This window comes from Methylobacterium sp., from assembly GCF_019745455.1.
Lineage (GTDB): Bacteria > Pseudomonadota > Alphaproteobacteria > Rhizobiales > Beijerinckiaceae > Methylobacterium.
The window spans coordinates 15348-40569 of sequence record NZ_JAIETD010000041.1; the positions used below are offsets into that span (position 1 = coordinate 15348).

The following is a 25222-nucleotide window of genomic DNA, read 5'->3' on the forward strand; positions in this document are numbered from 1 at the left end:
GGTCAACCCTCATTCGGCCGGCGGCGCGGCAGCAGGCTTCGGAGCCGCCGGCTTCGGGGCTGCGGCGGCGGGCTTGGCCGTCCCGGTCGTCGCAGCAGGCGCGGCGGCTGCCGCGGGGGCGACTTTCGGCGCCCATTCGGCGTCGGGGCGCGGACCGCCCGGACCATTCGTCGGGCCGGTGAGCTGGCCAGGTGCCACGTCGCTCACCCGCGTCCAGGTCTGCGATCCGCAGAGGATCGCCAGCATGCAGCCGCGGATCGAGAGTTCGGTGGGCTGCTCGGTCCAGATGGTGACGTCGTAGTACTTGCCTTCCTCGGAATTGTAGATCTTCCCCTCGAAGCGCGAATCGGCGTTCGGCTTCAGGCCCATGATGAGCTGGTGACCGAGGGAGGGACGGGCCTGCTTCTTCGGATCGGGGTTCTTGAAGTCGAGTCGCGGCTGGCCTTTGTCGTTCAGCGGCACCTTGAGCCAGACCACGTAGCCGCAGACGTTCTTCTCCTGCGGACCGCATTTCTCGACGCGGATGCGGGCACGGCCGTCCTCCGTCAACCAGGTGCCGCTTGGATCGGCGGGAGCCGCCAGCGCGGCGCCAGGCAGCATCGCCAGCGTCGTGGCGGCCAGAAGGGCGGCAGACCGCCAGGGCCGGTCGATCGTCGATCGCTTCGTCATCCATTCTTTCCCCAGGGCGCTCGCCTCGACGCGCCCGCCACGCGGCCGGAAACACGCTCCGGCATCCGCCTGTTCGCCTCACCTTCCGATGCGAAGGTGACCGGATCATGACCGGGACGAGACTTACTCGGTACTGTACGGCAGCCGACCTTGTCGCTGGCCGCTATCCGCAGCGAAAGACGGGCGATCGTTGACGCGGGCTTCGCCCATCAGTTACCTTGGCCGTGACGGTTCCTCGCGACGAGGATCAAAAGGGAACGCGGTGAGGAGCTTGGCTCCGATGCCACGGCTGCCCCCGCAACTGTAAGCGGCGAGCCCATCATCAACACGTCACTGGGTGTCTCACCTGGGAAGACGATGAGAGGGCGGTGACCCGTGAGCCAGGAGACCTGCCGTCAGCCGTGGTCACACGCGGAACGCATCGGGCGGGGTGTCCTGGTGGGGTGTCGGATCGTGCGCCTCGCGCGTGCTGTCCGGCTTCGTTCGCGGTGACGTGCCACCACAGCGCTCAGGCGCGCATGCCGTCACCCACCATGCCAGACAGCCTGTTTATTGTGTCGCATTCTCCATCGCTGCCGCGATGGCGCCAAACCCTCGTCGAGGGAAACGCGCTGCCCGTGAGAATTGTGTAACAGTATAACATTATATCTTGTATGGGTGCAGCACGGCGTCTGCCTGCGTTCCACTCGGTTGTCCCCTTGATCATTCTCTCGCGCCATCCTCGCCTCGGCCGTGCCGTTCTCCTGACCTCGGCCCTGGCGGCGCCTCCTGCCTTGGCGCAGGAGGCCGTCACCCTCGACACCCTGTCGGTCGCCGGCCCGGGCGTCCCTGGCCAGGGTCTGAACCTGCGCGCGCCGAGCCGCAGCGCCAGCCGCCTCGGCCTCGCGCCGATCGAGACACCCGCGAGCGTCGACGTGATCGCCGGGGAGACGACGCGCCTTCGCGGCCAGAACAGCGTCGCCGAGGCGGTGTCGCAGAACGCCACCGGCATCACCACCATCGCCGATCCCGGCAACGGCAACGGCGCGTTTACGGCGCGGGGCTTCGCCGGACCGAATTCGATCCAGCAACTCTATGACGGCACGAGGCTGTTCGTGGGGGCCGGGACCGTGACGTTCCCGTTCGACACCTGGAACGTCGAGCGCATCGAGGTCCTGCGCGGCCCGGCCTCCGTGCTCTACGGCGATGGGGCGATCGGCGGCGTCGTCAACGTGGTGACGAAGAAGCCGGTCTTCACCCCGATCCATGAAGCCCGCGCGGCGCTCGGCTCCGACGGCATTGCCCGGCTGGCCCTCGATACCGGCGGCCCGATCGGCGATGCAGTGGCCTATCGGCTGAACGTCAGCGGCAACCGCGCCGGCGGCTGGCTCTCGCCCGACGGGGATTTCCGCAATCTTGCGGTCTCGGGCGCCGTGACCTTGCAGGCGAGCCCCGACCTCGCCTTCACGCTCTCCCACGATTTCGGCTACCAGGAGCCCGTCCGATACTGGGGCACGCCCCTGGTGAACGGCAGGATATTCGAATCCACTCGGTTCAAAAACTACAACGTCCGCGACGCCAAGATCCTCTGGACCGACAACTGGACGCAACTGAAGACCGAGTGGTCGCCCTCGGCCGACGTCACGATCCGCAACACCGCTTATCGCCTGCGGAGCCGCCGCCACTGGCGCGACGTCGAGCAATACGCCTTCAACCGCTCGACGGGACTGATCGACCGCTCGGATTACCTTGAGATCTACCACCAGCAGGAGCAGGTCGGGAACCGCTTCGACGCGACCTTCCGGGGCAATCTCTTCGGATTTCGCAACGAGTTCGTCGCCGGCTTCGACGTCAACCACATCGCCTTCACCCACACGAACAACTTCTACTTCGACACGACTACCAGCGTGAGCCCGTTCGCCTACGATCCGGGCGGGTTCCCCGCCGCCGGCCGGGCGAGACCGGCCTATGCCACCAGCACTGACCAAGCTTCGGTCTTCGCCGAGAACCGGCTGATCCTCTCCGAAAAACTCTCTCTGCTCTCCGGCGGGCGCTACGACGCTCCGAGCCTGCATCGCACCAACCTCGTCACAGGCGCCGCCTTCGACAAGGATTTCCGTGCCCTGAGCTACCGCTTCGGCGCCGTCTACAACCCGACCCCCGACACGGCCCTCTACGCGCAATACGCCACCGCCACCGATCCCGTCGGCAGCCTGATCTCACTCTCGCAGAATCTGGCCGGCTTCCAACTGTCCACCGGGCAGCAGGTCGAGGTGGGGGCTAAAGGCGTGGCTTTCGCGGGCGCGGTGGAATGGACCCTGGCCGGCTACCGCATCGTCAAGGACAACCTGATCTCGACGGTGCCGGGCCAACCGACGATCTCGACGCAAGTGGGCCGGCAATCCTCGCACGGGTTCGAGGCGGCACTCGCGGTGCACCTGTCCGAAGCCTGGCGGGTCGACGCCAACCTCGCCGTCCTCCGCGCCCAGTACGACGACTTCAACGAGACTGTCGGCGGCGCCGTCGTTTCCTATGCCGGGCGCCAGCCCATCGACGTGCCCGAGCGCATCGGCAATCTGTGGATCAACTACGCGTTTGCGCGCGACTGGGAGGCACGAATCGGCCTGCAATACGTGGGAGAGACCTTCAGCGATTTCGGCAACAACGCCCGGCGGCCGGCCTACACCCTGGTCAATGCCGGCCTCGACCATCAGGTGTCGCGCGAGTCGCGGTTGTCCCTGCGGGTCTACAACCTCTTCGACGAGGTCTACGCGATCAGGGGCAACGCGGTGAACGGCGTCGGCACCAACTGGTTGCTCGGGCGCCCACGCACGGTGGAACTCGCCTACAGCGTCACCTGGTGACGGTTTCGGCCGTCTTTCGAGTACACCGAAGCCGACGATCGGTTTTCACGGCGGCAAAAGCGGGCTCGGACACATTCATCGTAAGGTGGACCCCATACCCCTGACAGCATACTCGGCTGGCTGCCGGGCAGGAGCGATCATCTCACCCGTGAAGCGATTGCGTAGCTTGGCATACCCCCGTCTTCGGGGTTCTGGATGCCCGAAGAACCGGCGCCCGATACGACTCTAACCGCTGCGTCAGCAGCAACAGTCGAAATGTGGCAAGGCTCGAGAACGAAAATGCAACAGCTCGCCATGAAGCTGCGCCGGATCGGCCGACGCAGAGGGCGAAACCGGCTCGGCTGATCGAGCCTTACGCGGCAGCGGGCACCGGAACCAGGCGCGGACCGCCGATCTTCGATGCCGAGGCGCCGTGACGTTGCTGCCTCCCGAGATCGACGAGGGAGCTCAAGGCAGGGTCAGCAAAATCGAGGAGTTTGGCCTCGCGCCAGCGCAGCTTGAACTCCGGGACGCCCTTGGAGAACAGTCTGCGGCGAGGCTTCTTCTCCTCCACCAGCAGGATCAGCCTGCCGCCCCAGGTTCGCTTGAACCAGAACCGTCCTGTCAGATCCACGATGCCACTCCTCGGTCAGAGAGCTTGCCCAATGGCTCAGCTTGCCTCTCAACCGCCGCCGAAGGCCAAGGTTCATTCGAAGTCGCCTGTTCCTGCGAAAATCCGGGCGGATGCGGAAAGACGGTGTGTCTGCACGGCTCACCGGGGTCCGGGCAGGAATGTCCATTCCCAGACGCTGCCTGCGATCTCGAGCATGCTCTCGGGCTACGGAAGGCTGTTGCTCTGCAGCGGATGGCAAGTTGCAGGAGGAGGTGCTTCTGCTTGTTCTTCGGCGAGCACCCTTTCTGGAGGGAACGCGTCGCGGCATTGGGCACCGGTCCGCCCGCACTTCCTGGGAGGGCTTGGTCGGCGGATCGCCTCGCCGAGGTGGTCGCCGCAACGGACGACCTATCGATCCGCCGCCGGGCAGTCGAACTCGGCGAGGTGATCCGGCGGGAGGATGGCGAGACAGCCGCAGCCAAGTTCACCGAGGAGGCGGTGACCGAGAGAGTCCCGCGTTCCGTGCTTTCGGAGAACGTCAGCCATTGAACCAAACCGGATCGCGCAGGTTGGCTGACGTCGAGCCTCAGGACCCAGGACGATCGATGACTCGCTTCCTCTATGGTGCCCTCGTGGCGGCCGTCGTGGTCCCGATAAGCACCCCGGTTCCCGCGATCGCGCAGAGCCCGGCCAAGGACTTCCTGTTCCAGGAACAGCGCTTCAGCAGAGCCTGCAGGCCGCCGCTCAAGTATGCGGCTGGGGCCTGCGTCCGCCGCTGTCCTGCCGGTTATGAGGATATGGGCCGAACCTGCCGGCAAAGGAGCATGCGGGGTAGTGGGCGCTGACGCGTCCGACGCCGAACCGTCTGCCGAACGCGCTTGAGCGCGGGCGAGGTCCCGCATCACCTTGCCGGCCTCACGTCGGATCGACGTTCGTCAGCCTCGCCGCCCCTCTTCAGATCCGATGTCATGACGAAGAAGCGACGCTCCACGTCGCCAAGCAACCGCGATGATGCATGTGCCGCGTATGCTTGCGTGACCTGGGCGCTGCGAATCGCGAAACACTCGCGAAGCGCGACGAGCGGGAGTAGGATTGTCGGGCTTGGGCGCATGCGGGAGTGAACCCGCCGATCAATGCATGCCAGGCGGATGGAGGTCGCCATGGCTTTCGCCACAGTGATGGTCCCCCTCGACCTCGGCTCATGTTCGATGGGCCGCCTGAAGATCGGCGCCAGCGTGGCGGATCGCTTCGGCGCCCGGCTGATCGGGATCGCTGCCCGGCCGACCTTGCCGGCGAAGTTCTATGGCAAGGGCTCTTACATCAACACCGAGACCATAGAGCTGGCGTACCGGCGTGTGGCCGACGACCTGGCACAAGTCGAAACAAAGTTCCGGACGCTCACCTCAAAGCTGACGAGGCCGGAGTGCCGGACGGCGCGAATTGACCCGATGGCGTACCTGACGCAGCAGTCGAGGGCGGCGGATGTCGTGGTCGTCAATCGGTACGATGAGGAGAACAACGACGATTGGTGCTGCAGCATCGAGCCCGGCGAACTGATCCTGCGGATTGGCCGGCCCGTGCTCGTGGCTCCGCCGCATGTCGATAGCCTTGCCGCGCGCCGGATCGTCGTCGCTTGGAAGGACACGCGGGAGGCGCACCGCGCGCTCTGGGACGGGCTGCCTTTCCTCAAAGCTGCGGACGAGGTCTCGGTGGTCGCAGTCGGGGCCGAACCCGAGCAGTCCGGCGCACGAGACGTCGTGGAGCACCTCGCCCAACATGGCGTGGCCGCGACGATCCTCTCGCATCCCGGCTCCCATGCCGGGGTCGCCTCGGACATCCTCGCCATCGCCAAGCGGGTGGATGCGGATCTGATCATCGCCGGAGCCTACGGCCACTCGCGCATGCGGGAGATGATGTTCGGCAGCGTGACCCGAAAGCTCCTCCAGGAGGCCCCGATCTGCTGCCTCATGAGCCATTAGTCCATGTGAGCGCGCCGGCGAGCGAATGGAAGCCTGTCACGGCTACGCGACGGGACGAAATACGCGCTGTCCCGTCAAAGAGGGTCGTCCCGCATGATGGCTCCTGCACATGCGGCGATCATACGTCGAGATTCGCCACACTGAGGGCGTTGTCCTGGATGAACTCGCGACGGGGCTCGACCACGTCGCCCATCAGCTTGACGAAGAGGTCGTCGGCATCCTGGGTGTCCTTGATCTTGACCTGCAGCAGTGAGCGAACCTCGCTGTCGAGGGTGGTCTCCCAGAGCTGCTGCGGGTTCATCTCGCCGAGGCCCTTGTAGCGCTGGAGCTGGAGGCCCTTGCGACCGAAGGCCATCACCGCCTCGAACAGGCCGACGGGGCCGTGCAGCACCGTCTCCTCGCCCTTGCGGGCATAGGTGACCGGCTCGTCGTAAATCTCCCGCAGGTGCTCGGCCCGGTCCGAGAGGCGCCGTGCCTCCTGCGAGGCGATGAGCGTGGCGTCGAGCGTCGAGACCTGGCGCACCCCGCGCAGAGTGCGGCTCAACTCGTAGCCGCCATCCCGGGCCGTTCCCTCCCAGCCACGTTCGATATCCTCGGCGATCCGGTCCATGCGGCGCGCGATCTCGGTGGCCAGTGGCTCCGCCCTGGCAGGGTCCTCGGCGGCGTCGGTCCGGAAGGCGCCCGCGACGAGGGCCTGCTCCACGATGGCGCGGTCGTAGCGGGTATGGAGCGCCTGCATCAGCCCGCGGAACTGGCGCGCCTCCTCGACGAGGGCTTTGAGCTGCGATCCGCCGAACTCCGCGCCGGACGCAAGGCGCAGCACCGCGCCGTCGACGCCCGCATCGATGAGGTAGTCCTCGAGCGCGCGCTCGTCCTTGAGGTAGATCGCGGTCTTACCCTTGGCGGCTTTATAGAGCGGCGGCTGGGCGATGTAGAGGTGGCCGCGCTCGATCACCTCCGGCATCTGCCGGAAGAAGAAGGTGAGGAGCAGGGTCCGGATGTGCGAGCCGTCCACGTCCGCATCGGTCATGATGATGATGCGGTGGTAGCGCAGCTTCTCCGGGTTGAAGCCTTCGCGGTCGGTGGACGAGCGGCCAATGCCGGCTCCGAGCGCCGTGATCAGCGTGCCGATCTCGGCCGAGGACAGCATGCGGTCGGCGCGCACCCGCTCGACGTTGAGGATCTTGCCGCGCAAGGGGAGCACCGCCTGGAAGGCGCGGTCGCGGCCCTGCTTGGCCGAGCCGCCGGCGGAATCGCCCTCCACCAGCAGGATCTCGCATTTCGACGGGTCGCGCTCCTGGCAATCGGCGAGCTTGCCGGGCAGCGAGGCGATATCGAGGACGCCCTTGCGGGTCACCGTCTCGCGGGCTTTCCGCGCCGCCTCGCGAGCGGAGGCGGCCATGATGACCTTGGCCATCACCGAGCGGGCGAGGGTCGGGTTCTCCTCGAGCCAGTTCGACAGGCCCTCGTTGAGCACGTTCTCGACGGCCGGGCGGACCTCGGAGGAGACGAGCTTGTCCTTGGTCTGCGACGAGAACTTCGGATCCGGCACCTGCACCGAGATCACCGCTGTGAGACCCTCGCGGCAATCCTCGCCGGTGAGCGTGATCTTCTCGCGCTTGGCGATGCCGGAGGATTCCGAATAGCCGGTGATCTGGCGGGTCAGCGCGGCGCGAAAGCCCGCCATGTGGGTGCCGCCGTCGCGCTGGGGGATGTTGTTGGTGAAGGGCAGCACGGTCTCGTTGAACGAGTCGTTCCACCACAGGGCGACCTCGACGCGGATGTCGTCGCGCACGGCCCGCACCATCACGGGTTTCGTCATGCCTTCAATGGGTTTGCGCGAGCGGTCGAGGTATCGCACGAAAGCCTCGATGCCGCCCTCGTAATAGAGCTCCTCGCGCTTGTGCTCGGCATGGCGCGCATCGGTGAGCACGATGCGCACGCCGGAATTGAGGAAGGCGAGCTCGCGCAGGCGCTTCTCCAGCGTGCCGTAGTCGAACTCGATCATCGTGAAGGTGTCTGTCGAGGGCAGGAACGACACCTCGGTGCCGTGGCGGCCGTTGCCGTCGCCCACGATCTTGAGCGGCGAGACCGCATCGCCGTGGCGGAACTCCATCGCGTGCTCCTTGCCGTTGCGCCAGATGCGCAGGCGCAACCATTGCGACAGGGCGTTGACGACGGAGACGCCGACGCCGTGCAGGCCGCCGGAGACCTTGTAGGAGTTCTGGTCGAACTTACCGCCGGCATGGAGCTGGGTCATGATGACCTCGGCTGCCGACACCCCCTCCTCCTTGTGGATGTCCGTGGGAATGCCGCGGCCGTTGTCGGAGACCGTGCACGAGCCGTCGGCGTTCAGCGTCACGGTGACGAGGTCGGCGTGACCGGCCAGCGCCTCGTCGATGGCGTTGTCCACCACCTCGTAGACCATGTGGTGGAGGCCAGAGCCGTCGTCGGTGTCGCCGATATACATGCCGGGGCGCTTGCGCACCGCATCGAGCCCCTTGAGGACCCGGATCGATTCAGCGCCATAGGCCGTGGACGCAAGGTTGCGGGAAGCGTCGTCGTGGTTGTTGTCGGACATGAAGTTCCTCAGGCAGGCGGGTCTTTGCTTGGTTGTGGTGCCCCGGCTCAAGCCATGGGCGCGCCTGCGATTCGTCAGCTGGGCTTATATAGGGGTGATCCCTTGGAATTGCATTGTTTTTGGGCGTGTGCAGACGCGCTTTCCTTAGACGCGAATGCCGCCCGCGCTCGCCTTCGACAGTCGATCGACGGCGGAGGCCGACAGGGTCAGCGATACCGCCCCGATCAACTCGTCGAGTTGGGCCAGCGACGTCGCGCTGGCGATCGGCGCGGTCACGCCGGGGCGGGCGATGAGCCAGGCGAGCGCCACCTGGGCCGGCGTTGCGCCGTGCTCGGCCGCGACTCCGTCGAGAACGTCGAGGAGGGCGAAGCCGCGCGGGTTGAGGTATTTCTGGACGTTGCCGCCCCTCGCCCGGCCCTCGGCGGCATCGGGCGAGCGGTACTTTCCGGTGAGGAAGCCGGCGGCGAGGGAGAAATACCCAATGACGCCGATCCCCTGGCGCCGGCAGAGCGGCTCGAGTTCGCTTTCGTAGCCGGCGCGTTCGGCGAGGCTGTAATCGGGCTGCAGGCACTCGTAGCGCGGCAGGGATCGCGCCTTGGCGACGTCGAGAGCCTGCCGCAGGCGAGCCGCGGAATAGTTCGAGGCGCCGATCGCCCGGACCTTGCCGGCCTTGATCAGGCGCTCGTAGGCGGCCAGCGTCTCCTCGATCGGTGTGGCGGCATCATCGAGATGCGACTGGTAGAGGTCGATCCGGTCGGTCTGCAGGCGGCGCAGCGACGCTTCGACCGCGTGCTCGATATGTGCGGCGGACAGGCCCTTGCCGGGGTCATTTTTGCCCGCCTGCCCCATATCCATCCCGACCTTGGTCGCGAGCACGATCTTTTCGCGATGACCGCTTCGCTTGAACCAGTTGCCGATCACCGTCTCGGATTCGCCGCCCTGATGGCCTGAGGCCCAGCGCGAATAGACGTCGGCGGTATCGATGAAATTCAGCCCGGACTCCACGAAGCGATCGAGGATCGCGAAGGAGGTCGCCTCGTCGGCGGTCCAGCCGAAGACGTTGCCGCCGAGGCAGAGCGGCGCCACGGAGAGGCCGGAGCGGCCGATCGGTCTTGCCTGCATGGTCACCCTTTCGCGCAGCGGCTCCCGAGATTGCCATTTCGGCATACCACGATCCGCCCTTCACTCCAGGGCGTCATCCCCGGCTCAATCGCGAGGCGGCGGCCCCTTCGCCGCCGCCCGGCCAGCCTGGCGCCCCGAGAAGTGGCACCCGCCGAGGAAGGTGCACTCGAGCGAAGCCATAGCCCTGCATGCCGCCGAAGTCCGCGACCTCGCCGAACGCGTAGAGCCCCTCGATGATCGCGCCGTCCTGCCCGAAGACACGGGAATCGAGGCCGGTGTTGAGCCCGCCGAAGGTCTTGCAACTGAGGGTCTTGCGGCTGAGAATCTTGCGGGTGAGGATGTTCATGCGCGCGGCGATGAGGGGGCCGTGGGCCGGATCGAGCATCGCATGGGGCCTCTCGGGGGCCAACGATCCTCGTCGCGGTCGAACCCCGCCGAGCCCATTTAGTCCTGTCGGGCGAGATCGAGGCAATCGCGGATGCGCAGGCGCCGCTGCCCGGGAGAATCGACGAGGAAGAGGCCGCCAAGCGACCAGAACGTCTGACCGCCGACATTCTGCTCCGGCTCCTGGTCGACGACGGTGACGCGCTTGACCGCGCGGGTCAATCCGGTGGCGGCCACGAGGCCGACGAGCCCCGCGTGGAGACCCTGCGGGCCGATGAGCCGGCGGGTGCGGACTCGAAGGCGGAGTGTGCCGGGGTTGTTGCCGCTACCTTGCTGACGAGTGCCTTGGGTGCGGCGCTGATCGGCGCGCAGCTCCAGGCCGCAGCAGGGTTACCACCGGGCACCCTGTCGGCGTTGGCTGCCGAGGCGAAGGAGAGGCTCCGGACGGGGGCGACTTAGGCATCCTTCCCTGCAGAGCGGTGAATGCCCTTGGCTAGCGGATCGGGGTAACTCTGCCGGCCTTCTCCGGCGGGATCGAGTAGGTTCCCGTCGCGTGGCAGACGAGGTCCTCCGAGCCCGCCTCGGTGATCAGCACTTCGCCGACCGCGAGGCGCCGCCCGAGCTTGAACAGCCTCGCATCGGCCACGAGCCCCGTCGGGCCGGGCTTGCGCAAGAAATTGAAGCTCAGGTTCGTCGTCACCGCGAGGCCGACGGGGCCGATATTGGCGAGGATCGCGGCATAGAGGGCGAGATCGGCCAGCGCCATCATCGCAGGACCCGAGACGGTGCCGCCGGGGCGCAGGAAGCGGTCGTGGTGGTCCATCCGCATGGTGGCGCTCAAGGGGCCGACCGCTTCGAGATGGTAGGAGCGCCCGCCATGGTGCATCTGCGGGAACTCCCGCTCGAGGAACGCGACGGTCTCGTCCAGCGACATCAGGGGTGGGGTGCTCATGCCTCGATCTTGCAGCACGCCCGGCAATGCCCGACAAGTCGGCACCATGAGCCATCCGACCCGAAATCTCGACCACCGCCAGATCGCCTATCCGGACGCGATGATCCGCGGGCTGCTGACGCGCACCCGCACCATCGCCCTCGTCGGCGCCTCGTCGAACCCGGCCCGGCCGAGCTGGATCGTGCTCAAATACCTCCTCAGCCGCGGCTACGACGTCACCCCGGTCAATCCGGGCCTCGCCGGCCAGACCCTGCTCGACAAGCCGGTGGTGGCCCGCCTCGCCGACTTGCCCGGCCCTATCGACATGGTCGAGATCTTCCGCAGCTCGGACGCCGCCGGCGGTCTCGTCGACGAGGCCCTCGCGCTTCCGGTCCTGCCCAAGGTGATCTGGATGCAGCTCGGCGTCCGAGACGACGAAGCCGCCGCCCGCGCGGAGGCCGCAGGCGTGACCGTGGTGATGAACCGCTGCCCTAAGATCGAGTACGGGCGGCTCTCGGGCGAGATCGGGTGGTCGGGCGTGAACTCGCGGATCATCAGCGCGAGGAAGCCCGTGCTTGGCGGCAAGGGCGTACAGCGGCTGACGATCGAGCGGGGTTAGACCGGGGCGGGAATGCCGCTCCGGCCACTTCTGCGCTGCCTCCCCAACGCGAAACATAGCTCCGTCTCAGGATGTTCTCTCCACACACGCCACCCAACGGCGCAGCGGGGAGAACACATCATGAGGGCACTCGTCTGGCACGGCGCGCAGGATATCCGCTGCGATACGGTTCCCGATCCCGAGATCGAGCAGGACCGAGATGTCATCATCAAGGTCACGGCCTGCGCCATCTGCGGCTCCGACCTTCACCTCTACGACCACTTCATGCCCGGCATGGAGAAGGGCGACATCATGGGCCACGAGACCATGGGCGAGGTCGTCGAGGTCGGCAAAGGAATCAACGGTGCCTTGAAGAAGGGTGACCGGATCGTCGTGCCGTTCACGATCATCTGCGGCGAGTGCGACCAGTGCAAACGCGGCTTCTTCTCGGTCTGCGAGCGCTCGAACCGCAACAAGGCCATGGCCTCCAAGGTGTTCGGCAGCACCACGGCGGGCCTGTTCGGCTACACCCACCTCACCGGCGGCTATCCAGGGGGGCAGGCGGAGTATCTGCGCGTACCCTATGCCGACGCGACCCACATCAAGGTGCCCGACAGCCTCACCGACGAGCAGGTGCTGTTCCTGTCCGACATCTTCCCGACCGGCTGGCAGGCGGCGGTGCAATGCGACATCGAGCCGACCGACACGGTGGCGATCTGGGGCGCCGGCCCGGTCGGGCAGATGGCGATCCGCTCCGCGATCCTGCTCGGGGCCAAGCACGTCATCTGCATCGACAACGTGCCCGAGCGCCTGGAGATGGCGCGGGCCGGCGGCGCCTCGACCATCAACTTCTCCGACGAGAGCGTGATCGAGCGCCTGAACCAGATGACCTCCGGCAAGGGGCCGGAGAAATGCATCGATTCCGTCGGCATGGAGGCCCACGCCACGGCGACGATCGATTCCATGGTCGACCGGGCCAAGCAGGCGGTGATGCTGGAGAGCGATCGCCCGCATGTCCTGCGCGAGATGGCCTATGTCTGCCGCTCTGCCGGCACCCTCTCGATTCCCGGCGTCTATGGCGGCCTGATCGACAAGTTCCCGATGGGCATGGTCATGAACAAGGGCCTGACCATCCGCACCGGCCAGACCCACGTGAACCGCTGGACCGGCGACCTCGTCCGCCGGATCGAGGAGGGCCAGATCGACCCGTCCTTCGTCATCACCCACCGGGTCGGGCTCGAAGACGGTCCCGAGATGTACAAGACGTTCCGCGACAAGAAGGACGGCTGCATCAAGGTCGTGATCAAGCCTTAAGGGCGCACTTGCCCCTCTTCCCTCTCTTCCAGGCGGGGAGAGGGGATGCCTGCCCCCATCGTCGAGGAGAAATCCCATGCGCTACGAAGGTCCCCGTTCCCCCCGTCGCGGTCATCCCGATACGGCCACCGATGCGCTCGCGCGCGGCCTTGGCTGGTTCTCCATCGGCCTCGGCCTCGTCGAGCTCCTGGCTCCCAAGGCCCTCGCCCGGGGTCTCGGGATGCGCGGCCAGGAGGGGCTCGTCCAGGCCTATGGTGCGCGCGAGGTCGCCACCGGCATCGGCATCCTGACCTCCGACGACCCGACGCCCTGGATCTGGGGCCGCGTCGCGGGCGATGCCCTCGACCTCGCGACCCTGGCCGCCGCCTACGAGGGCAATCCGAAGAAGGACAACCTCCTCCTCGCCGCCGCTGCCGTGGCCGGCGTCACCGCCCTGGACGCCGTCTGCGCCGATCGGCTGATGCGCTCGACCGCGGTGCCGCTGCCGCCGATCGGCAATTACCGGGCCCGCACGGGTTACCCCAAGGGGATCAGGGTCTCGCGCGGGGTCGCCAAGAATGTCGAGGGCAGCCGCGGAATGATGACGCCGGACGCCCTCAAGCCCTGGGCGGCGTGAGGCCTATAACGCGCCGCGCGCGGTCTCCTGCATCATCCACACCGCGATGAAGCTCAAACCCGCCGCGACGGCGAGGTAGAGCCCGACCCAGCCGATCCCGCCCCAGGCGACGAGCTGCTGTGCCAGGTAAGGAGCGGCCGAGGCGCCGAGGATACCGGCGAGGTTGTAGCTCACCGAAGCGCCGGTATAGCGCACCCGCGTCGGAAACAGCTCGGGCAGGAGCGCCCCCATGGGCCCGAACAGCCAGCCCATGGCCAAGAGCCCGAGGCAGAGGAAGCCGAGGACCTTGGCCCCCTCCCCGCTCCCGAGCATCGGGCCGAGCAGCAGCCCGAGAAAGGCCGTGAAGGCGAGACCGGTGAGGAGGACGGGGCGCCGGCCGTAGCGGTCCGCCGCCCAGCCCGAGACCGGGATCGCCAGGGCCATGAAGATGACGGCGATGCATTCGAACAGCAGGAAGGTCGGCCGGCTGAAGCCGAGCGTCGTCGTGCCGTAGCTCAGGGCGAAGACCGTCGACAGGTAGAAGATCGCGTAGCACGATACCATCGCGAAGGTGCCGAGCATGGTCGCGCGCAGGTGGCGGGTGAAGACGATGGCCAGGGGCACACGCTCTGGGGCGGACCGCGCCATCGCCGCCTCGAAGGCCGGCGTCTCGGCGAGCTTCAGCCGGACATAGAGGCCGACGCCGACCAGCACCGCCGATGCGAGGAACGGCAGGCGCCATCCCCAAGTCTGGAAATCCTCCGGGCTCAAGGAGACTGCCAAAGCCAGGAAGCCGAGATTGGCCGCGATGAAGCCGATCGGCGCCCCGAGCTGCGGGAAGATCCCGTAGAGCGCCCGTCGGCCCGGCGGCGCGTTCTCCACTGCCAGCAGGGCCGCGCCGCCCCATTCGCCGCCGAAGCCCAGGCCCTGGCCGAAACGCAGCACGCAGAGGGCCGCGGGTGCCCACCAGCCGGCGGTGGCATAGGACGGCAGGCAGCCGATCAGCACCGTCGACAGCCCCATGATCATCAGCGAGGCCACCAGCGTCGCCTTGCGCCCGACCCGGTCGCCGAAATGCCCGAAGAACGCCGCGCCCATCGGCCGCGCGATGAAGGCGATGGCGAAGGTCGCGAAGGCCGCGAGCGTCTGCACCGCCGGATCGCCCGGCGGGAAGAAGATCGGCCCGATCACCAGGGCCGCGGCCGTGGCGTAGATGTAGAAGTCGTAGAACTCGATCGCCGTGCCGACGAAGCTGGCGATGAGGATGCGGGATGTGGGGACGGGCGCGGTCATGGGCCGCGCATTAGCCGAGCTTTGGCCGATGGAACAGCGCCCGGTCCGTTTCCTTGAAAGGGAGGTCAGTCCTTCATCGGATCGTGACCCCAGTTCATCAGCGAGAGCCGCCAGGGCGAGTCCTTCATCTTGTCCGCGTCCTTTGGGCCGCCCTGCTTGAGATGGCGGTGCACGTAGCCGACGACCTTGCGCATGTGCGCGAAGTCTTCCTCATCGAGTTCGGACTTCGTCTTGCGCAGGATCGTCACGATGCGCCGGCCCTCCGCATGGCCGGTGGACTCGGCGCCCTCTGATGACTTCTGGCCAACCGAGCGGCTCTCCTGCGTTTCGAGGAACGTCTCCAGCGTCGAAGCCGTCATGTTGACGGCGTCCTTGAACTCGGTCCAGACCTTCTCCTGCCCGGTCGTATCGTGATCGTCGGCCATGCGGTTCTCCGGTTGTCCGTCGCCGTCAATCGGAGGAGCTCGATGCGGTTCCACCGCGCCTTGACCGCGCCGCCGCGTCCGGCATAAAGAACCAGCGTTCGTTAACGCGGACGCGCGAGGAGGATTGCATGACCGACCGCCTGCCCGGCTTCAATACCCTGGCGATCCATGCCGGCGCCGCCCCCGACGCGACCACGGGCGCGCGGGCGACCCCGATCTACCAGACGACGTCCTTCGTCTTCGACGACGTGGATCACGCCGCTTCGCTGTTCGGGCTGCAGGCCTTCGGCAACATCTATTCGCGCATCACCAACCCGACCAACGCGGTGCTGGAGGAGCGCATCGCCGCTCTCGAGGGCGGCACCGCGGCGGTGGCGGTGGCCTCGGGCCACGCTGCCGAGTTCCTGACGATGCACGCGCTGATGCAGCCGGGCGACGAGTTCGTCGCCGCCAACAAGCTCTATGGCGGCTCGATCAACCAGTTCAACCATTCCTACAAGAACTTCGGCTGGAACGTCGTTTGGGCCGATACCGACGATCCGTCCTCGTTCGAGCGCGCCATCACCCCCCGCACCAAAGCGATCTTCTGCGAATCGATCGCCAACCCCGGCGGCGTCATCACCGACATCGCCGCTCTCTCGGCGATCGCCCGGCGGCACAACATTCCGCTCATCGTCGACAACACCATGGCGACGCCGTACCTGATCCGCCCCTTCGAACATGGCGCCGATATCGTGATCCACTCGGCGACGAAGTTCCTCGGCGGCCACGGCAATTCCATCGGCGGCCTCGTCGTCGACGGCGGCACCTTCCCTTGGGCCGGCGACGACCGCTACCCGATGCTGTCCCAGCCGCGCCCGGAATATTCGGGCATGGTTCTATCCGAGACCTTCGGCAATTTCGGCTTCGCCATCGCGATCCGGGTGCTCGGCCTGCGCGATCTCGGGCCTGCGCTCTCGCCTTTCAACGCGTTTCTCATCCTCACCGGCATCGAGACCCTGCCGCTGAGGATGCAGCGCCATTGCGACAACGCCCTCGCCGTCGCCACTCATCTGTCGAAGCATCCGGCGGTGGCATGGGTCAGCTACCCGGGCCTGGAGACCGATCGCTATCACCACCTCGCCAAGCGCTACACGCCGCTCGGCTCCGGCGCGGTGTTCACGCTCGGGCTCAAGGGCGGCTACGACGCGGGCGTGAAGCTCGTGGCGAACCTCCAGCTCTTCTCGCACGTGGCCAATATCGGCGACACGCGCTCGCTGGTGATCCACCCCGCATCGACCACCCATCGCCAGCTCACCGACGCGCAGAAGACGGCCTCCGGCGCCGGGCCGGAAGTCGTGCGCCTCTCGGTCGGCATCGAGGATCCGGCCGACCTCATCGAGGATCTCGACGCGGCCTTGAAGGCTTAACGGACGGTTAACCGGCTCGCCGCCACCTTGGTGACGGCGCGGCGAGATTGTCCAGGGAGAGACCGACATGACGGGTTTTGACGGGCTGAACGAGGTGCTGACATGGAGCCTGATCCTCGCCGCTTTGACCGGCTTGGCGCTCATGCGGCCATCCACATACGTCCGTCTCGTGCCGGTCCGGTCGCGGGGCCGTGACGGAACCGGCCGGGGTCGCCCTTCTTGACGCCGGGAAGATCGGGGAATAGGCCCCGCCCAACGGTCACAGCGGGATCAGCCGAGACCTGATGACAGACAACTCAGACGCGCCTCCCGTCGTCCTCCTCGTCGAAGATGATGGCCTCCTCCTGATGGAAGCGGCGGACACCTTGGCCGATGCCGGCTTCGAGGTGGTCGAGGCGGCCCATGCCGATAAGGCACTGAAGGTTCTGGAGAACCGCGACGACGTCGGCGTCTTGATGACCGACGTGGACATGCCGCAGGGCTCCATGGATGGGTTCGCCCTCGCCCGCCTCGTCGCCCGGCGCTGGCCGACGATTCCCGTCCTCGTGGTCTCCGGGATGGGGACGCCCGGCCCGAACGACATGCCGGACGGCGCCCGCTTCATCCCCAAGCCCTACGAGCCGATGACGTTGGTGCGGACCTTGCGGGCCTTCGCCAGACGCGCCGCCTGAGACTTCTCCCACCGACGGAAGGCCCCGATGGCCCCCGAGACCCACCCACACCGCTTCGCCACGCAGGCCGTCCATGCCGGCGCGGCGCCCGATCCCTCCACCGGGGCGCGGGTGCAGCCGATCTATTTCACGAACGGCTTCGTGTTCGATTCGACGGAACAGGCCGCCGACATCTTCGCGATGCGCAAGACCGGTTTCTCGTACTCGCGCGGCTCGAACCCCACCGTTGCAGCCCTGGAGCGGCGCGTGGCGGCTCTGGAGGGCGCCAAGGCGGCGATTGCCGTGTCCTCGGGCCAATCGGCCCTGCTCCTCGTCCTGATGACCTTGATGAAGAGCGGCGACGCCTACGTCGCCTCGCCGCGCCTGTTCGGCGGCTCGCTCGGCCTCATGCGCCGGCTCGACGGCCGCTACGACCTCAAGCCGCAATTCGCCGCCGGCCTGGCACCCGCCGATTTCGAGGCGCAGATCACGCCCGAGACCAAGGCCATCGTCTGCGAGTCCATCGTCAATCCCTGCGCCACGGTGATGGACCTCGTCGGCATCGCGGAAGTCGCCAAGCGGCACAACCTGCCGCTCGTCGTCGACAACACCCTCGCCTCCCCCGCGCTGATCCGCCCGATCGAGTACGGCGCCGACATCGTCATCCACTCGACCTCGAAGTTCCTCGGAGGCTCGGGCCAGACGATCGGCGGCATGATCTGCGATGCCGGCCGATTCGACTGGAAGGCGGCGGGCCCGCGCTACAACCTCATCACCGAGCCCTGGCCCGACTATGACGGCCTCGTCATTACCGAGCGTTTTCCCGAGATCAGCTTCGCAGTCGCCTGCCGCCTCTTCGGCCTGCGCGACCTCGGGCCCGGCCTGTCGCCGATGAACGCCTTCCTGACGCTCACCGGCATCGAGACGCTGCCCCTGCGCATGGAGCGGCACTGTTCCAACGCCAGGACCGTCGCGGCCTTCCTGAAGGATCATCCCGCGGTGGGATGGGTGAGCTATCCCGCGCTGCCCGGCCAGCCCGGCGAGTCGCTTGCCGCCTGCTACACGCCGCAGGGGCCCGGTTCGATATTTACCTTCGCCCTGAAGGGCGGCGAGCCGGCAGCCAAGACTTTCATCACCTCCCTCGAACTGATCTCGCATCTCGTCAATATCGGCGAGATCAAGTCTCTTGCGATCCATCCGGCCACCACCACGCACCGGCAGCTCAGCGAGGCCGACAAGCGGGCCTCGCAGGTCGGGCCCGAGACGGTCCGCCTCTCGATCGGTCTCGAGAACGTCGAGGATCTGATCGCCGATATCGAGCAGGCCCTCGCCAAGGTGAACTGAGACCACAGGGTTCCCATCAGGCGATCAGCAGCACGTCCTCGTCCATGCCGGCGGTCCCGAGGATATCGGGGCGGTTCTGCAGGAACCATTGGACCCGGCTCTGCGCCATCGGCTTGGCGTAGAGGTAGCCCTGCGCGTGATCGCAGCCATTATCCATCAGGAACCGGGCCTGAGCTTCGGTCTCGACGCCTTCCGCCGTCACGGCGAGGCCCAGGCTGCGGCCGAGATGGAGGACCGCCATCACGATGGCCGCGTCGTTCGAGTCGCGTTCGAGGTCGCGCACGAAGCTGCGGTCGATCTTGATCTCGCTGACCGGGAACTGCTTGAGATGCGTGAGCGAAGCATAGCCGGTGCCGAAATCGTCGAGTGCGATGCCGAGGCCACCGGCCCGCAGGGTATCGAGAACCGATGCCACGCGGTCGCCCTGGCCGCCGAGGAGGACGGTCTCGGTGACCTCGATCCCGATGCGATCGGGACTGATACCCGCTCTCCTGATCTCGCCGAAGATCGTTCGCGCGAGGTCATCCTGGGCGAACTGGGCCGATGACAGGTTGAGGAAGACGCGACCTGGGTCGAGCCCCTGCGCGATCCAGGCGGCGATGTCGGCGCAGATCTGGCGCATCAGGCAATGGCCGACGGCGAAGCCGATCTCGGAATCGTCGAAGGCGCTTATGAAATCGGCCGGCGTCAGCAGTCCTCGGCTCGGATGCTGCCACCTCGCCAGCGCCTCGAAGCCAACGACCCTACCGTCACGAAGATCGACCTTAGGCTGGTAGAACGGCACCAGGCCGCCTTCGTCCAATGCGACACGCATCTCGCGCGCGATGGTGAGGCGCGCTTCGGTCTCTACCTTCAGGCAGGGGACGAAGAGGGTCGCGCGTCGTCCGCCAGCCCTCTTGGCGGAATACAGCGCCAAGTCGGCATTGCCGAACAGGTCCGCGCCATTGTCGGCATGGTCAGGGAAGAGGGCGAGCCCCAGGCTCGCCCTCGGCGTGACGAGGCGGCCGTTCAGCGGCAGAGCCGGATCGAGATGGTCGAGGATCGTCTCCGCGAGAGCCTTCAGGCGTTCCCTGGAGACTGCCCCCCTGCTGCCCCCGTCCGAGACGACGATGACGAACTCGTCTCCTCCCAGCCGTGCGACGAGGTTGCCCTCGCCGACCGCGCGCTTCAGCCTCCGGGACACCTCTTTGAGTACGGTATCGCCGGCCGCGTGGCCGAGGGTGTCGTTGATCTCCTTGAACGAATCGAGATCGATGAGGATCAGGCCGAGGCGCGATCCCGCCGCCTGCGCCCGCGCGATCTCGCTTTGGAGAGTGGTCTGAAACAGGGCGCGATTCGGGAGGCCGGTGACGGTATCGTGGTGCGCGGCTTGTCGAATGCGCTCCTCCACGATCTTACGGTCGGTGATGTCGACGAGGCTCGAGATCGTGCAGGGGGAGCCCTGCACGTCGACATTGGCGACGGAGAGCAGGATGTCATGGCGCTCGCCTCCGACGCCGTTGACGCTCACCTCGACGGATTGGATGAGACCGTCCGCGTCCAAAAGCTTCTGCACTCGACGCCGCTCCGCCGGACCGATCAGGTCGTGAGTCCGGAAGGTCGAGAGATCTGTCTGCCTGGGAAAGCCGAAGAAAGCGAAGGCGGCATCGTTCGCGTCTATGATCCGGCCGTCCCGCTGCCGGGAGACGACGATGGGAACCGGTACGGCCTTGAACATGATCTCGAAGAGGCGCCGGCTATCGGCCAGGTCTTCGTTGGCGCGACGTCGGGCTTCCACCGCCAACCATTCCATCCGCCTCAGCCGGTTTCCGCGGATCAGGAGTGCGGCAAGGGCGGCATCGACGACGACGAGAGGTATGAAAAGCGTCATCAACGTCGATTGCACGCTGGGGAGCGAGAGGAGGGCTGCCGCGCAGGCCAGCGCGCTGATCAACGTCCACCAGAACCTCATGGGGAGGACGAGCAGGTAGAGCGCGGGAAGGATCAGCGTGACGAAGGGGGCGATGGACGGGCGCAACGCGCAGAGGCCGGTCACGGCCGCCGTCGTGACCATGGACCAGACGAGGAGGATGCACTGGAGTCGCGAGAATGTCGCGACGTGCCGCGCCGCCAGGAACGACCCGACCGACATCAGGATGATCGCAAGCCGGAGCGGCAGCATGTCCCAGAAGAGCCCGCGATCGGCGTAGAGCCAGTCGGAGATCACGACCAGCGTATAGACGAAGGCCGCGAGGACGAAGGTCAGTCGGGCATGATGCCGCGTTTCCGGAAGACGTTCGGACTGGAACGCGGCCTCGCGCTCGGGAGCGGCAAACTCGCCACCTATGACTCTGAGTCGATCGGTAGACATCGAGCGGAGCGTCGCAGAAAAGAGTATTATCTGAGTTAAGTTTGCGGTGGATTGCCGTGCTTTCGCGTCAGGGCACGCAGCGCGCCTCGCAGTGTCCGCACGTCCTGCTCGGTCATCGCCATGCGGTGCAGCATGTCCCGCATGTTCCGCGCGATGATCTCGCGCTTTTCGGGCGGATAGAAGCCAGCCGCTTCCAGCGCGGCTTCGAGGCTCGAGAAGAGCGACAGCATGGCCTCGCGGGTGGCGGGCGGAGCCAGCATCTCGCCGGTGAAGGGCAGGCGCCCGAGCCCGGCGGCGCGGCGCCACTCGTAGCCGAGGAGCAGCACCGCCTGGGCGAGGTTGAGGGAGGGGAAATCCGGCGAGACCGGAAAGGTGACGATCGCGTCGGCGAGCGAGACCTCCTCGTTGTGCAGCCCGACCCGCTCGCGCCCGAACAGGATACCGACCCGCTGCCGGTTCGGATGCCCGGTCCTCGCCGCCACCTCGCCCATGGCCTCGTCGGGCGCCATCACCCGCTTCATCTGCCCTCGTTCACGCGCCGTGGTGGCGAGGACGTAGTGCAGGTCGGCGATGGCCTCGGGGAGGGTCGCATAGATGCTCGCCCCGTCGAGGGCCGCGACGGCCCCGGAGGCCGCCTCGCGCACGCCCTTGATCGGCCAGCCGTTCTTCGGGGCGACGAGACGCAGCTCTGTGAGCCCGAAATTCGCCATGGCGCGGGACACCATGCCGATGTTCTGCGCGAGCTGCGGCGAGACGAGGATGACCACCGGAGGGGCCAAGATCGCCCCCCTCTCCCCTGACTGGTCCGACATGGGAGGACGCGCTCGCTCAGATCTTTCCGTCGAGGCCCATCTGGTAATACTTGTGCATGATCTTGTCCTGGTTCTCGAGAAGCCAGTCGATCGAAGGCTCGTTGGTCATCGCCTTGCGGATCGCCTCCGTCATGCCCTTGCGCTGGATCTCGAACAAGGCCTTGTGGTCGACGGTCTCGGCTTCGATCACGCCGGGGCTGAGCCAGACCGAGCAGATGATCCCGAGGTCGTTGGCCTTCTCCTTGGGAATGTAGCCGGCCCGGACGGCGTCGAGCACGCCGTTGGCGATGGCGAACTGCACCGTGCCCATCAGGATAGAGGTGTATTTCGAGGTCTCGACGCTCACCTTCGAGACGCAGAGCGTCACCGGCCGAACCATGATGTCGGTGTTGAGGAGAGCGAAGACGCGGCTATGGCCGACGACCTGGTCGCCGGTCAGCGTCGCGAGAGCCGTGCCCACCGGCCCATCGAGTTCGCCGATGATGACCTCGGGCTCGGCCGCGGTGTTCGGCGGCCCGCCGGCGACCAGGGCCTCGCCGGCCCGCAGGATGATGCGCTCGCTCATGAATCTGTCCTCTTCGTCCGATCGGGCAGCACATTCCCGGCCGGAGGTCGGATGTCCAGGGGCGCTGCCGATTTTCCCTCTCCGGACGCCGGCCGCGATCTGTCACGGGCACGGGTTTCGCGTCCTGTTGCGCCGCGCTATGACCGCGCCACGCGGGAGCGCGGCCTCACCGGCCGCGCGGTGAGAAAGGCTCTGAGGATCATGTCGAAGATCAAGGTCGCGAACCCGGTCGTCGAACTCGACGGCGACGAGATGACCCGCATCATCTGGAGCGAGATCAAGAACAAGCTGATCCACCCCTATCTCGACCTCGACCTCGACTATTACGACCTGGGTGTCGAGCACCGCGACGCCACCAACGACCAGGTCACGATCGATGCGGCCAACGCGATTAAGCGCCATGGCGTCGGCGTGAAATGCGCCACCATCACGCCCGACGAGGCGCGGGTGAAGGAATTCAACCTCAAGGAAATGTGGAAGTCGCCCAACGGCACGATCCGCAACATCCTCGGCGGCGTCATCTTCCGCGAGCCGATCATCTGCAAGAACGTGCCGCGCCTCGTGCCGGGCTGGACCCAGCCGATCGTGGTCGGGCGCCACGCCTATGGCGACCAGTACAAGGCGACCGACTTCAAGGTGCCGGGCAAGGGCCGGCTGACGATCAAGTTCGAGGGCGAGGACGGCACGGTCATCGAGAAGGAGGTATTCAGGTTCCCCTCTCCCGGCATCGCCCAGGCGATGTACAACCTCGACGACTCGATCCGCGACTTTGCCCGCGCCTCGCTCAATTACGGCCTGAACCGCAAGTACCCGGTCTATCTCTCGACCAAGAACACGATCCTCAAGGCCTATGACGGCCGCTTCAAGGACCTGTTCGAGGAGGTGTACGAGGCCGAGTTCAAGTCGCGTTTCACCGCCCTCGGCATCACCTACGAGCACCGCCTGATCGACGACATGGTCGCCTCGGCGCTGAAATGGTCGGGCGGCTACGTCTGGGCCTGCAAGAACTACGACGGCGACGTCCAGTCCGACACGGTCGCGCAGGGCTTCGGCTCCCTCGGCCTGATGACCTCGGTGCTGCTCACCCCCGACGGCCGGACCGTGGAGGCCGAGGCCGCCCACGGCACGGTGACGCGGCACTACCGCGAGCACCAGAAGGGCAAGGAGACCTCGACCAACTCCATCGCGTCGATCTTCGCCTGGAGCCGCGGCCTCGCCCACCGGGCCAAGCTCGACGGCAACGCGGATCTGGCGAAGTTCGCCACGACCCTCGAGACGGTCTGCGTCGACACGGTCGAGAAGGGCTTCATGACGAAGGACCTCGCCCTCCTCGTCGGGCCGGACCAGAAGTGGCTCTCCACCACGGGCTTCCTCGACAAGGTCGACGAGCACCTGAAGACCGCGATGGCGTGAGAACAGCCGACATTCAGCGCGGATACCCCTCTCCCCTCTGCGGGAGAGGGTGGCCCGCGTAGCGGGTCGGGAGAGGGGAGCACCGGATTATCCGGACGGGTCGCGGTCCCCTCTCCCGCCTGCTTCGCAGGCACCCTTCCCCGCAGAGGGGGGAGGGTCACAGGTGGAGGCTCGCTCCGCCTCCTCCCGATCCCGCCTCATGCTGCGCTTGAGCACCACGAGCTGCCAGATCGCCAGGCCGAGCGGGATCGAGAAGACGAGCCCGATATCGAAGAAGGCGACGATCGGGTCCGTCACGGCGAGAGGGGCGAGGCCCCCTCGCGGGCGAAGGCATCACGCTCGCGCAGCACCTCGATAAGGTCGAGGACGCGCACGACCTGTCCGGGGAAGTTCCACCAGGGCACCGTACGGGGCGCTTCCTCCGGCGGGCGTACCGCCTCGACGAGGAAGGCGACCTCCGGCAAGGCCGGTTCGGCGCAGATCCTCGCTTCGCTCAAGGGGAACAGCGCCCGCGCCATCAGGACGGCCTTGCGCCGGCCCGGTACCCTGGCGCGGCGGCCGATCGAATCGTGGCCAGCCCGTTCGAGATCGCGCCCGATCTCGGCATAGATAAGCCTCGCGGCACGGATCGCCGGGCGGCAGCCCGATGGCAATTCGGCGATGCCCGCCTCCGCCCGCTCATAGAGCGCGTCCGCCACGGCGAGGAGCCGGGCGACGAGGCCCTGGAGTTCCGGCGTGAGAACGGGATCGGCGAGGAACGCGTCGGGGTCGATGCCCGCCTCGCGCAGCCAGGCCAGCGGCAGGTAGAGGCGCCCGGCTCTCGCATCCTCGCCGACGTCGCGGGCGATGTTGGTGAGCTGCATGGCGAGGCCGAGGTCGCAGGCCCGCGCCAGGACGAGGCGGTCGCGCGCACCCATGATCAGCGTCATCATCGCGCCGACGCTCGCCGCGACCCTCGCCGCATAGGCGGTGAGGTCCGAGAGCGTCTCGTAGCGCCGGCCCTGCGCGTCCCAGGACAGGCCCTCGATCAGGGCGGCGGGAAGCGCCTGCGGGATCTCGAACTCGGCGACGATGTCGGCGAGGGCCCGGTCGGCGGCCGCATCGCGCGGACGGCCGGAATAGGCGAGCGAGAGCCGCTCGGAGAGCCGGGCTACGGCGGCGGCGCGGTTCTGCTGCGCCGTCTCGTCCACGGCGTCGTCGGAGAGGCGGCAGAAGGCGTAGAGCCCGTAGGCCGGGCGCCTGACGCTGGCGGGAAGCAAGGCCGAGGCGGCGAAGAAGCTGCGGGAGCCGGTGCGGATCGCCGCGCGGCAGGCGGCATGGTCGGCGGCCCCGGCATGGGACCGCGTCATCGAA

General features: G+C 67.0%; 24 protein-coding genes, 2 pseudogenes and 1 riboswitch. Of the genes and pseudogenes, 12 read left to right on the forward strand and 14 right to left on the reverse strand.

Annotated features, from left to right (window positions below; translation table 11 throughout):
* Window positions 1-9: 9 nt before the first annotated feature.
* Entirely contained in the window at window positions 10-600 is a 591-nt protein-coding gene (locus K2Y56_RS09565; protein WP_292507270.1) for a DUF2147 domain-containing protein, read from the reverse strand.
* A 280-nt stretch (window positions 601-880) separates the two neighbouring features.
* Window positions 881-1081: riboswitch (cobalamin riboswitch) on the forward strand.
* Between the two features lie 391 nt (window positions 1082-1472).
* On the opposite strand from K2Y56_RS09565, the gene K2Y56_RS09570 reads away from it, so the two are divergent.
* A complete protein-coding gene (locus K2Y56_RS09570; RefSeq protein ID WP_292507271.1) occupies window positions 1473-3512 on the forward strand; it encodes a TonB-dependent siderophore receptor in 2040 nt (679 codons plus the stop codon).
* Between the two features lie 352 nt (window positions 3513-3864).
* On the opposite strand, the gene K2Y56_RS09575 is transcribed toward K2Y56_RS09570, so the two are convergent.
* Window positions 3865-4125: a hypothetical protein gene (locus K2Y56_RS09575; protein ID WP_292507146.1), complete on the reverse strand. Its 261-nt coding sequence runs from the start codon at window positions 4123-4125 to the stop codon at window positions 3865-3867.
* 261 nt (window positions 4126-4386) lie between these two features.
* Here K2Y56_RS09575 and K2Y56_RS09580 point away from each other — a divergent pair, with 261 nt between their 5' ends.
* The 3 genes from K2Y56_RS09580 (at window position 4387) to K2Y56_RS09590 (ending at window position 6083) form a co-directional block, all read left to right on the forward strand.
* Window positions 4387-4653, forward strand: coding sequence for a hypothetical protein (locus tag K2Y56_RS09580; RefSeq protein ID WP_292507147.1), 267 nt, complete (start codon window positions 4387-4389; stop codon window positions 4651-4653).
* Window positions 4654-4709: 56 nt separating this feature from the next.
* Window positions 4710-4949, forward strand: a complete 240-nt coding sequence (locus K2Y56_RS09585) for a hypothetical protein (RefSeq protein WP_292507148.1) — start codon at window positions 4710-4712, stop codon at window positions 4947-4949.
* Window positions 4950-5264: 315 nt separating this feature from the next.
* On the forward strand, window positions 5265-6083 hold the full coding sequence (locus tag K2Y56_RS09590; protein ID WP_292507149.1) for a universal stress protein: 819 nt from the start codon (window positions 5265-5267) through the stop codon (window positions 6081-6083).
* A gap of 118 nt (window positions 6084-6201) precedes the next feature.
* Here the strand turns inward: K2Y56_RS09590 and gyrB are convergent, their stop codons facing one another.
* The 5 genes and pseudogenes from gyrB to K2Y56_RS09615 form a co-directional block, all read right to left on the reverse strand.
* Window positions 6202-8664: a DNA topoisomerase (ATP-hydrolyzing) subunit B gene (gene gyrB / locus K2Y56_RS09595; protein WP_292507150.1), complete on the reverse strand. Its 2463-nt coding sequence runs from the start codon at window positions 8662-8664 to the stop codon at window positions 6202-6204.
* 144 nt (window positions 8665-8808) lie between these two features.
* A complete protein-coding gene (locus tag K2Y56_RS09600; protein ID WP_292507151.1) occupies window positions 8809-9786 on the reverse strand; it encodes an aldo/keto reductase in 978 nt (325 codons plus the stop codon).
* 84 nt (window positions 9787-9870) lie between these two features.
* Window positions 9871-10183 (reverse strand): annotated as a pseudogene (locus K2Y56_RS09605) (FAD-binding protein); the annotation flags it as partial.
* A 50-nt stretch (window positions 10184-10233) separates the two neighbouring features.
* Window positions 10234-10446 (reverse strand): annotated as a pseudogene (locus K2Y56_RS09610) (FAD-binding protein); the annotation flags it as partial.
* 217 nt (window positions 10447-10663) lie between these two features.
* A complete protein-coding gene (locus K2Y56_RS09615; RefSeq protein WP_292507152.1) occupies window positions 10664-11122 on the reverse strand; it encodes a PaaI family thioesterase in 459 nt (152 codons plus the stop codon).
* A 46-nt stretch (window positions 11123-11168) separates the two neighbouring features.
* Between K2Y56_RS09615 and K2Y56_RS09620 the strand changes: the two genes are divergently transcribed.
* The 3 genes from K2Y56_RS09620 to K2Y56_RS09630 all read left to right on the forward strand — a co-directional run bounded on the left by K2Y56_RS09620 (window position 11169) and on the right by K2Y56_RS09630 (window position 13629).
* On the forward strand, window positions 11169-11720 hold the full coding sequence (locus K2Y56_RS09620; RefSeq protein ID WP_292507153.1) for a CoA-binding protein: 552 nt from the start codon (window positions 11169-11171) through the stop codon (window positions 11718-11720).
* Between the two features lie 120 nt (window positions 11721-11840).
* On the forward strand, window positions 11841-13013 hold the full coding sequence (locus K2Y56_RS09625) for a zinc-dependent alcohol dehydrogenase (RefSeq protein WP_292507154.1): 1173 nt from the start codon (window positions 11841-11843) through the stop codon (window positions 13011-13013).
* 76 nt (window positions 13014-13089) lie between these two features.
* On the forward strand, window positions 13090-13629 hold the full coding sequence (locus K2Y56_RS09630) for a cyclase dehydrase (protein ID WP_292507155.1): 540 nt from the start codon (window positions 13090-13092) through the stop codon (window positions 13627-13629).
* Window positions 13630-13632: 3 nt separating this feature from the next.
* Here K2Y56_RS09630 and K2Y56_RS09635 read toward each other — a convergent pair whose 3' ends face one another.
* Window positions 13633-14901, reverse strand: a complete 1269-nt coding sequence (locus tag K2Y56_RS09635) for an MFS transporter (protein ID WP_292507156.1) — start codon at window positions 14899-14901, stop codon at window positions 13633-13635.
* Between the two features lie 65 nt (window positions 14902-14966).
* Complete coding sequence (locus K2Y56_RS09640) at window positions 14967-15326, reverse strand: DUF3140 domain-containing protein (protein WP_292507157.1); 360 nt, start codon at window positions 15324-15326, stop codon at window positions 14967-14969.
* Window positions 15327-15454: 128 nt separating this feature from the next.
* Between K2Y56_RS09640 and K2Y56_RS09645 the strand changes: the two genes are divergently transcribed.
* The 4 genes from K2Y56_RS09645 to K2Y56_RS09660 all read left to right on the forward strand — a co-directional run bounded on the left by K2Y56_RS09645 (window position 15455) and on the right by K2Y56_RS09660 (window position 18729).
* The gene (locus K2Y56_RS09645) at window positions 15455-16735 is read left to right on the forward strand and encodes an O-acetylhomoserine aminocarboxypropyltransferase (RefSeq protein ID WP_292507158.1); all 1281 of its coding nucleotides are present in this window, start codon (window positions 15455-15457) and stop codon (window positions 16733-16735) included.
* A gap of 67 nt (window positions 16736-16802) precedes the next feature.
* Window positions 16803-16958, forward strand: a complete 156-nt coding sequence (locus K2Y56_RS09650) for a hypothetical protein (RefSeq protein WP_292507159.1) — start codon at window positions 16803-16805, stop codon at window positions 16956-16958.
* Window positions 16959-17019: 61 nt separating this feature from the next.
* Window positions 17020-17406: a response regulator gene (locus K2Y56_RS09655; RefSeq protein ID WP_292507160.1), complete on the forward strand. Its 387-nt coding sequence runs from the start codon at window positions 17020-17022 to the stop codon at window positions 17404-17406.
* 27 nt (window positions 17407-17433) lie between these two features.
* Window positions 17434-18729, forward strand: a complete 1296-nt coding sequence (locus K2Y56_RS09660) for an aminotransferase class I/II-fold pyridoxal phosphate-dependent enzyme (RefSeq protein WP_292507161.1) — start codon at window positions 17434-17436, stop codon at window positions 18727-18729.
* A gap of 16 nt (window positions 18730-18745) precedes the next feature.
* On the opposite strand, the gene K2Y56_RS09665 is transcribed toward K2Y56_RS09660, so the two are convergent.
* The 3 genes from K2Y56_RS09665 to K2Y56_RS09675 are packed head-to-tail and all read right to left on the reverse strand — an operon-like array spanning window position 18746 to window position 22456.
* Window positions 18746-21079 carry a bifunctional diguanylate cyclase/phosphodiesterase gene (locus tag K2Y56_RS09665; RefSeq protein ID WP_292507162.1) on the reverse strand — a complete coding sequence of 778 codons (2334 nt, stop codon included), beginning with the start codon at window positions 21077-21079 and terminating at the stop codon, window positions 18746-18748.
* Window positions 21080-21114: 35 nt separating this feature from the next.
* Window positions 21115-21858, reverse strand: a complete 744-nt coding sequence (locus K2Y56_RS09670) for an RNA methyltransferase (RefSeq protein WP_292507163.1) — start codon at window positions 21856-21858, stop codon at window positions 21115-21117.
* 49 nt (window positions 21859-21907) lie between these two features.
* Window positions 21908-22456: a formaldehyde-activating enzyme gene (locus K2Y56_RS09675; RefSeq protein ID WP_292507164.1), complete on the reverse strand. Its 549-nt coding sequence runs from the start codon at window positions 22454-22456 to the stop codon at window positions 21908-21910.
* 201 nt (window positions 22457-22657) lie between these two features.
* Between K2Y56_RS09675 and K2Y56_RS09680 the strand changes: the two genes are divergently transcribed.
* Window positions 22658-23869, forward strand: a complete 1212-nt coding sequence (locus tag K2Y56_RS09680; protein WP_292507272.1) for an NADP-dependent isocitrate dehydrogenase — start codon at window positions 22658-22660, stop codon at window positions 23867-23869.
* Window positions 23870-23956: 87 nt separating this feature from the next.
* Here K2Y56_RS09680 and K2Y56_RS09685 read toward each other — a convergent pair whose 3' ends face one another.
* Both K2Y56_RS09685 and K2Y56_RS09690 read right to left on the reverse strand, forming a co-directional pair.
* Window positions 23957-24166, reverse strand: coding sequence for a hypothetical protein (locus K2Y56_RS09685; protein WP_292507165.1), 210 nt, complete (start codon window positions 24164-24166; stop codon window positions 23957-23959).
* Window positions 24163-25218 (reverse strand): phytoene/squalene synthase family protein, encoded by a 1056-nt coding sequence (locus K2Y56_RS09690; RefSeq protein WP_292507166.1) that lies wholly within the window; start codon window positions 25216-25218, stop codon window positions 24163-24165. Before K2Y56_RS09690 ends, K2Y56_RS09685 begins: the two co-directional genes overlap by 4 nt.
* Window positions 25219-25222 lie beyond the last annotated feature (4 nt).